Here is a 9602-nt window from a genome sequence, read left to right on the forward strand (position 1 = left end):
AGACGCAATTGCGTCCGACCCTGAAGCGGATCGATGCCTATGTCATCCGGTGGGCGCGTCGCAAGTTCAAGCGACTGCGTCACCAGACCAAAGGCGCCAGAGATTGGTTTGACCGGCTACGCCGTGCCAAACCCACGCTCTTCGCCCATTGGGCACTATGTCATGGCAACGGCTGAACATCGGGAGCCGTGTGACTCGAGAGGGTCATGCACGGTTCTGGGAGCGCCCGGAGGTGAAATTCCTCCGGGCGACTCGACAAATCCAGACCTACTCAATGCGCAGCTTTGCAGAACGGATCGCCGTTAGGCGCCACCGGCCTCGTGTTTGTTAGTTTTTGTATGTATGGTAGCGCACTCGGCGCCGGGTCAGACCAGTCAGGAAGAGTGGAAACCCGCTCTGCCGGACAAAGGGCTTCGTTACGTCCAGCGATCGCGCTCCAGCTCAACTTCAGTGGCGCAACTTGATGCAAACGTGTCAACTTTTTGAAGCGCCGATAGATTATCGATATGGCGAATGATCGTATCGCCACCCGCCGCTCATCGGCATAGCTTCACGCCGCGCGCAGTCAGTTGCCAAACATCGGCTTTAAATCGGGAAAGATCGCGGGGAGATATAGATGGGCCTGTATGCGCGCACCGACGTCGCGGCCGGAATGCGCATCGATCGGGATGATCGCCTCTGCCGCGACTTGGAGATAGCGGCTCACCCAGATCACGCCCGGATTGACCGTGCCGGTGGTCCGCCCCGCGAGCGGCCCGTTGAGTGGCGTCTGCGTTGTGAATTCAACCAGGGGAACCCATCCCTCCGGGTAGCGGGTCCCGGTCCGGTTGGGGCCGGTATATTCGTTGCTGACCAGACTGTATTCCAGGGCAAAGCCCAACTGCAGGATCTTCGGGTAGATCGTCTCGGAGAGGGTAGTCGCGCCGGTGAACACCGGCGTCAAGCTTGTGAAAGCGCCTGCGTCTGCGCGTCGGCTATCGATCGTGCCTAATGAAGCCGAGGTGGATGACTCGGTTGGCACCGCGACAGCGGCCGTGCCGGTGATCGTGAGCGGCCGTAACCACGCCACCGAATCCGGCAAATCGCCGAAGCCTTTGCCGATAAAGATGGTCGGCGTCAGCGTGGAGAAGGGCGCAGCCAGGGACGATCCGGTGCCGCCGATCGCCGCGGTGCCGCCCACCGAGACGACGAACTGGTGCTCGGGGTTGGTATAGAGCTGATACTGGGCGCCGATCACGAGATTGTCGAAGCCCGTACGCGTGCCCCTATTCACATCGCTCACGATGCGAAACGTCTCGGTGAAGAATACGCCTAGATCCCTGGTAACAAGTCTCTCATAGGTGGTGGGGATGTCGATTTCATGCGTCGTGGGCGTGGTGGCGGTGTCAGGCAGCCGCACAAAGTTGGGCGGATTGTAGAAGTCGGCCGGAGTGGGAACAGTGGTCGCCAAAGTCGAGGGGAAGAAGCGGTCTCCGACGTAGGCCGCCGAGCCTTCCGAACATGTCGCGAACAGGAGCAGAAAGCCGAGTATTGCTGTCCGCCAAACAGTGCGAACCATCGCGCCCTCCTAATGTCGAATACTACTACTCCACCGTTGAGCGGCGTCCACTATCCGACGTCTCACGCAGAAATACAAGTCAGCCAAGATGCGACGGAGCGTTGGACTTACCCATCAACGCTGGTCGAAGCGGCAAAACTGCTAGAGCGGGCGTCGATAACGACGCGCATGCCGCGAGCCTTGCGGAGTTAGATCGTCTGGTGAAGACGCTCGGTTACGAGGTTGTCGGCACGATATCGCAGAAGCGCGACGAGATCGACGGCGAATCGCAACTTGAGGTGGGGCCGAGCCGGGGGTCTAGGCCTTGTCCAGCAATTCACGCGCGACGGCTTGCCGGCTGCGCGCCACGAGCAGGAGATGTGTGGCGCGGTCCATGAACTCGGTGCTCGTGGCATACGCTCTCTCGAGCCGTTCGAGCTCATCGGCAATTTGACTGTCGCCCGCTTGCGACAGCGGGTTCCACCGGGCATCTGGCATGAATCGACCATGGAACAGGTCGAGACCTCGCAAATCTTCGATGTCGAAATTCCGAGCGAAATGGTTTCGCAATTCGTCTGCTGTAAACAGGTGAAAGCCGAATGCCACATGCCGACCGTCGCTAAGGTCGATCTCGCACCGGTCCTTGACGTGATCATGTTTCAAGCGGCGGACGTTCTCCAGCGATTCCACAAAAGCCGTTGGAGTGCTGCCGATCGGACGCACGGTCGTTATGAAATATCCCGATGTGACACGCGCGATCTCTCTTGAGATATCCGTCAGCTTATCAACGGGCAGGTGGCTGAGGGCGCTGTACAGGCAAATGGTGATATCCACGGAGGAATCGGGCTCCGACAAGCGGTCCGTAAGGTCTGCGACGTCGAATGTGACGTTCACTCCTGGAAGGCTGGAAAGATTTCCAGCCGCCAAGCGGGCCCGCTGGATCTGTGTCTGTGCAATGTCAAATCCGCGCGCGGCAATGCTGCTGAACCCGAGCGCGTGTGCACGTATGACCAGTCGCCGTAGCCATGTACCGGGCCCGCAACCCCCATCGAGGAGCCTGACCGAGCTTGCCCCGGAAGCCCGCAGGTCAGCCAGCTTTGTTTCCAATACGGCCCAGACGCGCCGATCCGCATATGCATGCATTCCGTCAAAGGCAAATGGCTGCGAAGGATCACCATCGGCGTAAGAGACATAATCGTCACCAGCCTGATTGTAGATGTCGGCGACGACATCTGGCGAATTATCATCGATTGCCAGGACAGAATGCCTGTTTCTGTGCGAACCGGTCACACCTGATGCCCATTTCCGTGAAGGGATTGAATCCTGATCAACCATACGAAGTGGCCTCTTCGTTCGCACGCGGTTCCCGCAGACTGGCAATGCGCTAGTCACCCGGAGTTACTCGCCGATTGACAACGTACGACGATAGCCTTCATCGCAAATCGGGTCAGGGTAGTTCCGGTTGGAAGATATTCAGGTCTCACCGCCACGGCTACCTGGGGTCAGTAACAGCCGTTGCCTGGATCATGTGCCGGGGTTGATAGGAAATCGAGACGAATTGCCGTTGCGATTCATAAGCGCGACATAAGCGGAAGATTGCAGAAAGGCCACCGTATCTAGATGAGCCGAGCAACCGGTTGGCTGACGTTGTTGCGCACATGCTCGGAGTCTGGTCAGGGTCATTCGCTGCGGACCTGAAGCGCCCGCCGAGCCCCCCTATGGCCGCAAGCCTCTGAATGCGGACACGATCTGCGCCTCATCGCGCATGCTCGGTACTCTTGCAAACCGAGGAGAATGATCATGCCTGATGAGGACAGCCTCTCCAGGAAAGCTCGCCGGACACCCTGGAAGAAGGGAAAGCTGATCGGAGCCAAACCTCCGCTGCGGCCAAACCAAGTCTGGTCGATCCGCACGCGGCTCCTGATCGAAAGACGGACCCGCGACCTTGCCCTTTTCAATCTTGCGATCGACAGCAAGTTGCGTGGTTGCGACATCGTCGCCTTGAGGGTCGAAGATGTCGCTCCGAATGGCTATGCGGCCGACCGTGCGACCGTCCGGCAGAAGAAAACGGGGAGGCCGGTCAAGTTCGAGCTGACGGATCAAACTCGGCAAGCTGTCGACGATTTCTTGAAGGAGGTCGGCAAGAGGCCAGGTGAGCATTTGTTCACTGGGCGCCGTGGGTGCGATCGGCCGATGAGCACCCGCCAATATGCTCGCCTGCTCGCCGTCTGGATAGCAGCATTGGGCTTGACCCGAGGGTGTATGGCACCCACTCCCTGCGCCGGACCAAGGCGACGCTGATCTACCGGCGCACCGGGAATCTACGAGCAGTGCAGCTCTTGCTCGGAACGGCGACATACTACCTGCGAACAATAGGCTGAAGCGCGCATCACCTACCGATTTTCATCCTCGCTTCGGCGAGAGCGTACGCGTCAGGCGGCAGCTCGAGCGAGGCGGCGCCGCGTTTCTTGTCGTGCACCAACTTGACGGTACGTTCGCGTGCCTTCCGGCGTGGATGACTGACCCGGCTGCGTCCCGATTCGAGATCGGCAACGAGCCGCATTTTCCTCTCGATATTCTTCGCTCCCTACGCAACGAGGTCGATGCGCTTCTAGGCTTTCTCGCGTCCGAATCAAAAACGGAGCGACCAGGGAATGACGCACCAATCCGAGAATCTCCAGCCAAACCTGTTCGAAGCCGAGCGACCGTGCGTCGAGCTGCATACAAGTCAAAAGGGCGAGCTCGCGACGGTCATCGAGGTGCTGCTGCGCGAGATCGCGGCGGCGCTGGCAAAGGCGGCAAGTGGGGCGAGCGGCGATGACCAAGATCACGACTGAACATCTCGGCCGCAGTGCCTGCGTTTACATCCGGCAATCGACAGCAGACCAGCTCGCACACAATCACGAGAGCCGGCCGCGCCAATATGGCCTCGTCGATCGCGCCAAGCAGCTTGGCTGGGGTAACGTCGATGTCATCGATGACGACCTCGGCCGCTCGGGCGGCGGCCTCGTGCGTCCCGGCTTCGAGCGGCTGCTCGCAATGATCTGCGAGGGCCGTGTCGGCGCTGTGTTCGCGATCGAGGCGTCGCGTCTTACCCGAAACGGCCGCGACTGGCATACGCTCATCGAGTTCTGTGGATTGGTCGGCACGCTCATCGTCGACGAGGACGGAATCTACGATCCTCGCCATCCCAACGATCGGCTGCTGCTGGGCATGAAGGGCACGATGAGCGAGCTTGAACTCTCGATGTTCCGCCAGCGCTCGCAAGAAGCGCTGAAGCAGAAGGCGCGCCGCGGCGCGTTGGTCCTCGGTGTCGCCGCCGGCTATGTGAAGACGAGCCGCGATCGCATAGAGAAGAATCCGGACAAACGCGTGCAGGATGCCCTGCAGCTAGTGTTCACCAAGTTCGCCGAGCTGCAAAGTGCACGACAGGTGCGATATCTGGCTGAGGGAGGAAGGCATCGAGCTGCCCGTCAAGTCGCGCCAAGGAGAGGCGCACGGGGTCGTGTGGCGACTGCCAGCCTACAACATCGTGCACAACATCCTGACCGATCCGATCTATGCAGGTGCGTACGCGTTCGGGCGCACGACGAGCCGCGTGAGTGTCGAAGGTGGACGCAAGCATATCCGGCGTGGTGTGCAAAAGCCGATGGCCCACTGGGACGTCCTGATCAAGGATCACCACGCGGCCTACATCACCTGGGAGGAGTTCGAGCGCAATCTCGAGGTGATCGCCAACAATGCGACCCGCATGAGCAGCGCTCTCGCTCGCGGAGCAGCCCGTGAAGGCGAGCTGCTGCTGCCTGGACTGCTGCGGTGCGGTCACTGCGGCCGCAAGCTCCATGTGCACTACAGCGGCAAGCTCGGTCGCTACAATTGCTACGGCGCGCGTACGAACCACGGCGCCGCGCGCTGCATTTCGATCAGCGGCTTGAGCATCGATGCGGTGATCAGCAACCAAGTCCTGCGTGTCCTGAAGCCGCTCGGCATCGAGGCAGCGATCAGGCCGACCCGGGCGATTCCAGCGCGCTTCTCCAGCCAGATCAGGTTGGGGGAATGGAAATCGCTCAAAGCGATCGAGGCGCAGTCGAGCGCGAGGACCGCGGCCGAGCGCCAGCTGGAGCTGTCGCTGCAGCAGGCGCGCTATGAAGCCGCGCATGCGCGCCGACAGTACGACGCCGTCGACCCGACCAACCGGCTGGTCGCCGGCGAGTTGGAGGGCCGCTGGAACGAGGCATTGCAGGCTGTCGCAAAGGTCGAAGGAGAGATCGCCGCCCTGATTGCACGTCGTCCGCCGCCGCTCGGCGGGCTGGAGCGCCAGCAGTTGATGGCGCTCGGTGCTGATCTGGAGCGCGCCTGGTCGCATCCCGCTGCAACAGCCGCAACGCGCAAGCGTATCCTTCAGCACTCACGGAGATCGTCGTGCGCAAGGATGGCGCAATCATCCATGCGGTCCTGCACTGGCAAGGCGGCGACCATAACCAACTGCAGGTCAAACAACGACTGAATGCGGCCGACCGGCACAATCCACGCATCCCTGACGACACGATCGCGCTCGTGCGTGAGCTGGCGCGGCTGATGCCCGATTGGCAGATCGCGCGCCTGCTCAATCGCATCGACGTCGAGACCGGGCACGGCAATGCCTGGACGCAAGAGCGCGTGCGCGGCTTCCGCAATCACCACGATATCGCCATCTTCCGCGACGGCGAGTGGGCGGAGCGCGGCGAGATTACGCTCGAAGCGGCAGCAAAACTCATCGGCGTCTGCAACATGACGGCTTTGCGTATGCTCCGCCGCCGCGACATCAAAGGCCGACAAGCTTGCGCAGGCGCGCCCTGGGTGATCAAAGCTGAGGATCTGGCAGGCTTCGCCCGCGGAAAGCGTCAGAAGACTCCGCTAACACCGGAAGCCACGCAGCAGATCTTTGACTTTCAATGAGTTAAGCCGAGGTGCATTATGACTCGCGACCGCTCGGCCACACCAAGATCGAAAGCACGGTACGCTATCTAGGCATCGAGGTGGACGACGCGCTCGCGATTGCCGAACAAGTTGATGTCTGAATCACCGGAGCAGAGCAGACATGCTCTGCCCCTCGGCCATCAGCAGCTTCGGGCCAACAGACGACATTCGAGACGAAGGGGGCCGCAACCGGAGGCCGCTTCACTGCTTGGTGCGCGCATCCTCGATGCGCAGCCAATGGAGATAGTTTAGGCGGTCGTCTGGTTGCTGTGCCCGAAGCATCGACCTGCGCAGCTCATTCATAAGCCGTTCAATCTCTGCGATGGCTTGTCGGCCCTTTGAAGGAGTTCGTCCTTCTGCATGCGCGGCGCTCCCTTGGTTGTGCAAGCGGGAGCGCTCGGTCTCTTCAGCCACCGGCACCTGCGGCCTCCAGCCGATGATGAGGGCAACCTACCATGCCGTGACAACCCGATGGAGCGCCGTTCACGGTTGGAGAACTATGGAAGGAACCCTTACTCTTCTTCCTCTATGGGACAGGGCTTTCCGGTCTTGCGGCCAAAGAAAATGTCGGGACAAACTGCCGTCGCCGCAGGTGGGAACGACGGAGTTGGAATAGCGCCTGCGCTTTGGTTCCGGAAACGGGCGTCAGCTTGCCAGACTGCCGACCCTGATTGCGGGGCCACTTCTATACCGTTTCGAGACCTGACAGGTGGCCGGAGCAGAACGAATGGACGCCAATGCGACTTCGCCGACGGCGGTCACTTCGCGTATTTATCTAATCCTTAGCATTGCCATCGCTATTGGGATCTTCATTTTTGACGCAATCACTCCCGCCGATTCCGTGATCTCCACGCTGTTCGTCGGCGTTGTGCTGCTGTCTGCCCGGTTTCTTCAAACGCGTGAGATTTGGCTCGTATCCTTTGGCTGCATGGCGCTGTCGGTACTCGCTCATTTTCTGACGCCATACGGCGACTATTTCCAAACCATCTCCATTTCGAACCGCGTTCTCAGCCTTGCGGCGATCGGCGTTGTGACTTTCCTCGCCGTGCAGAGCCGATCACAAGAGATGGTGTTGCGCGAGCGGGCGGGACTCCTCGACCTCACCCACGATACGATCTTCGTGCGCGACATGAAGGATGTCATCACCTACTGGAATCGCGGCGCCGAGGAGCTGTACGGGTGGAGGAAGGCGGAGGCCATCGGCAGGATCTCTCACCAACTCATGCGCACGATCTTCCCTATGCCGCTCGAAGCGATCATGGGAGAGTTGGTCCGCACCGGCCGTTGGGAAGGAGAGCTCGTCCACACGAGGAAGGACGGCACGCAGGCATTCGTGGCCAGTCGGTGGTCCCTGCAAAAGGACGCACGTGGCCTTCCGGTCGCGATCCTGGAGACCAACAATGACATCAGCGATCGCAAGCTTGCGGAGAACGCGCTGCGGGAGAGCGAGAGACGATACAAGAGCATCTTCCGGATGGCGGGCGTGTCGATCTGGGAAGAGGACTTCTCCCAGATCGAAGCGGCCATCGACGAGCTGAGAGCTCAAGGTATTGAAGACTTCCGCGCGTATTTTGCAGCGCATCCGGAGTTCGTACGAAAATCGATCTCGTGCGCGAAGATTGTCGACGTAAACGATGCAACGGTCGAGCTGTTCAAAGCGCTGAGCAAGGATGAGCTCCTCCACTCGCTAGATGCCGTATTCACTTCCGAAACTTTGGAAGCGTTTGCCGGGGAGTTGATCGCCGTCGCGGAAGAGCGCCCGCATTTTTCAGCCGAAACGATTCTTCAAACACTGAAAGGAGACAAACTGACAGTCCTCCTTGCGATCACCTTTCCGCCCCGACCTTCCAAGCTCGATCGCGTGCTAGTGACGATCACTGATATTACCGAGCGCAAGCGAGCCGAGGAGGCGCTGCAAAAGGCCCAGGCCGAGCTCGCCCACATCACGCGCGTGACGACGATAAACGCGCTGACCTCCTCCATTGCCCACGAGGTCAACCAGCCACTTAGCGCCATTGTGAGCAACGGCTATGCAGGCCTGCGCTGGCTCGACCGCCAGCCGCCCCATCTCGAGGATGCGCGCAGGACGTTCGAGCTCATCGTCGACGACGGGCATCGCGCCGGCGAGGTGATCGGGCGGGTGCGCGCGCTCCTCAAGAAGACAGCCACCATCAGGGAATATGTTGATGTGACCGAGCTGATCCAGGATACGGTCGCCGTGGTCCATGGTGAAGTGCTCCGGAATGGGATCCTGCTACGGACCGAGTTAGCGCCCGAACTTCCGCCCGTGGTGGGCGACCGAGTACAGGTGCAGCAGGTGCTGCTGAACCTGATAATGAACGGCATCGACGCCATGAACGAGGTGACGGAGCGGCCGCGCGAGCTGTCGATCCGGTCCTATCTCGATGAATCGGGAGCCGTGGGCGTAGCGGTGCAGGACACCGGGGTCGGGCTGGACACGAACAGCGTGGACCGCCTGTTCGAGGCTTTCTATACGACCAAGCCAGAGGGCATGGGCATGGGCTTGGCGATCTGCCGCTCGATTATCGAGGCGCACGGCGGACGATTGGGAGCGTCTCCGAACGAGCCCAACGGGGCCGTGTTTGAATTCAGCCTGCCGCCCGAGCGGGACGAGACCGCGTCCGCCGCGAACGGCCGTCCAATGCCGGTGCTGTGAAGCGGCAGCACCAAGCGACGACACGGTCGGTGATGCCTGCCACGCGGAACGTCAGCTTGGGGTGTGCGCCGTGAGAAGGCGGCGCTTTCCAGTGGGTGCAAGTCCCACCCGGCAAACGCTCCAGCCGGAAGCAATCGGAGCAGTCATGGGGGTAACGAAGTGGCTGAAGCCTTCGATTAGCGTGTCACGAATTGGTGACAGCGCGAGTGTGCAGGCCGTAACGCGAGTGAACGCCGAGCAAGCCTCGAAAAGGACGATGCGCAGGCCGACCCGACGACCCTTTCGGGGAAGGCTGACACGGCTGGAGGAATGGGCGAAACATCCGCCCAGTCGCTGCGCCGGGGTAGTGGCGACAGCATGTACACAAGGAAAGCGTACGCAACACGGGAGGCCCTACGACGTGGTCAGGGATGACCAACCGGACGCCCG

General features: G+C 60.8%; 7 protein-coding genes and 3 pseudogenes. 7 read left to right on the top strand and 3 right to left on the bottom strand.

All coding sequences use genetic code 11. The annotated features are described in order from the left end of the window. Positions 1 to 565 precede the first annotated feature (565 nt). Together F758_RS0142050 and F758_RS47020 are read right to left on the bottom strand one after the other, a co-directional pair. A complete protein-coding gene (locus F758_RS0142050) occupies positions 566 to 1558 on the bottom strand; it encodes a hypothetical protein (RefSeq protein WP_024513387.1) in 993 nt (330 codons plus the stop codon). A gap of 297 nt (positions 1559 to 1855) precedes the next feature. Further along, the gene (locus F758_RS47020; protein ID WP_084306158.1) at positions 1856 to 2872 is read right to left on the bottom strand and encodes a class I SAM-dependent methyltransferase; all 1017 of its coding nucleotides are present in this window, start codon (positions 2870 to 2872) and stop codon (positions 1856 to 1858) included. Between the two features lie 465 nt (positions 2873 to 3337). On the opposite strand from F758_RS47020, the pseudogene F758_RS46070 reads away from it, so the two are divergent. Beyond that, positions 3338 to 3885 (top strand): annotated as a pseudogene (locus F758_RS46070) (tyrosine-type recombinase/integrase); the annotation flags it as partial. 41 nt (positions 3886 to 3926) lie between these two features. Here the strand turns inward: F758_RS46070 and F758_RS50575 are convergent. Further along, positions 3927 to 4100, bottom strand: a complete 174-nt coding sequence (locus F758_RS50575; RefSeq protein WP_157450534.1) for a hypothetical protein — start codon at positions 4098 to 4100, stop codon at positions 3927 to 3929. Positions 4101 to 4191: 91 nt separating this feature from the next. On the opposite strand from F758_RS50575, the gene F758_RS0142075 reads away from it, so the two are divergent. From F758_RS0142075 to F758_RS0142095, 6 genes and pseudogenes are all read left to right on the top strand, one after another. Further along, positions 4192 to 4374 carry a hypothetical protein gene (locus F758_RS0142075; RefSeq protein WP_024513389.1) on the top strand — a complete coding sequence of 61 codons (183 nt, stop codon included), beginning with the start codon at positions 4192 to 4194 and terminating at the stop codon, positions 4372 to 4374. Next, positions 4355 to 4825, top strand: a pseudogene (locus tag F758_RS52665) (recombinase family protein); the annotation flags it as partial. The gene F758_RS0142075 and the pseudogene F758_RS52665, both read left to right, overlap by 20 nt. A 133-nt stretch (positions 4826 to 4958) precedes the next feature. Continuing rightward, complete coding sequence (locus F758_RS52670) at positions 4959 to 6044, top strand: recombinase family protein (protein WP_051387208.1); 1086 nt, start codon at positions 4959 to 4961, stop codon at positions 6042 to 6044. After that, entirely contained in the window at positions 5960 to 6475 is a 516-nt protein-coding gene (locus tag F758_RS52675) for a DNA-binding protein (protein WP_245286776.1), read from the top strand. Before F758_RS52670 ends, F758_RS52675 begins: the two co-directional genes overlap by 85 nt. A gap of 32 nt (positions 6476 to 6507) precedes the next feature. Next, positions 6508 to 6597, top strand: a pseudogene (locus F758_RS50580) (tyrosine-type recombinase/integrase); the annotation flags it as partial. Between the two features lie 626 nt (positions 6598 to 7223). Continuing rightward, positions 7224 to 9173, top strand: a complete 1950-nt coding sequence (locus F758_RS0142095) for a PAS domain-containing sensor histidine kinase (protein ID WP_024513391.1) — start codon at positions 7224 to 7226, stop codon at positions 9171 to 9173. Positions 9174 to 9602 lie beyond the last annotated feature (429 nt).

The sequence above is a fragment of the Bradyrhizobium sp. ARR65 genome, from assembly GCF_000472385.1.
GTDB lineage: Bacteria > Pseudomonadota > Alphaproteobacteria > Rhizobiales > Xanthobacteraceae > Bradyrhizobium.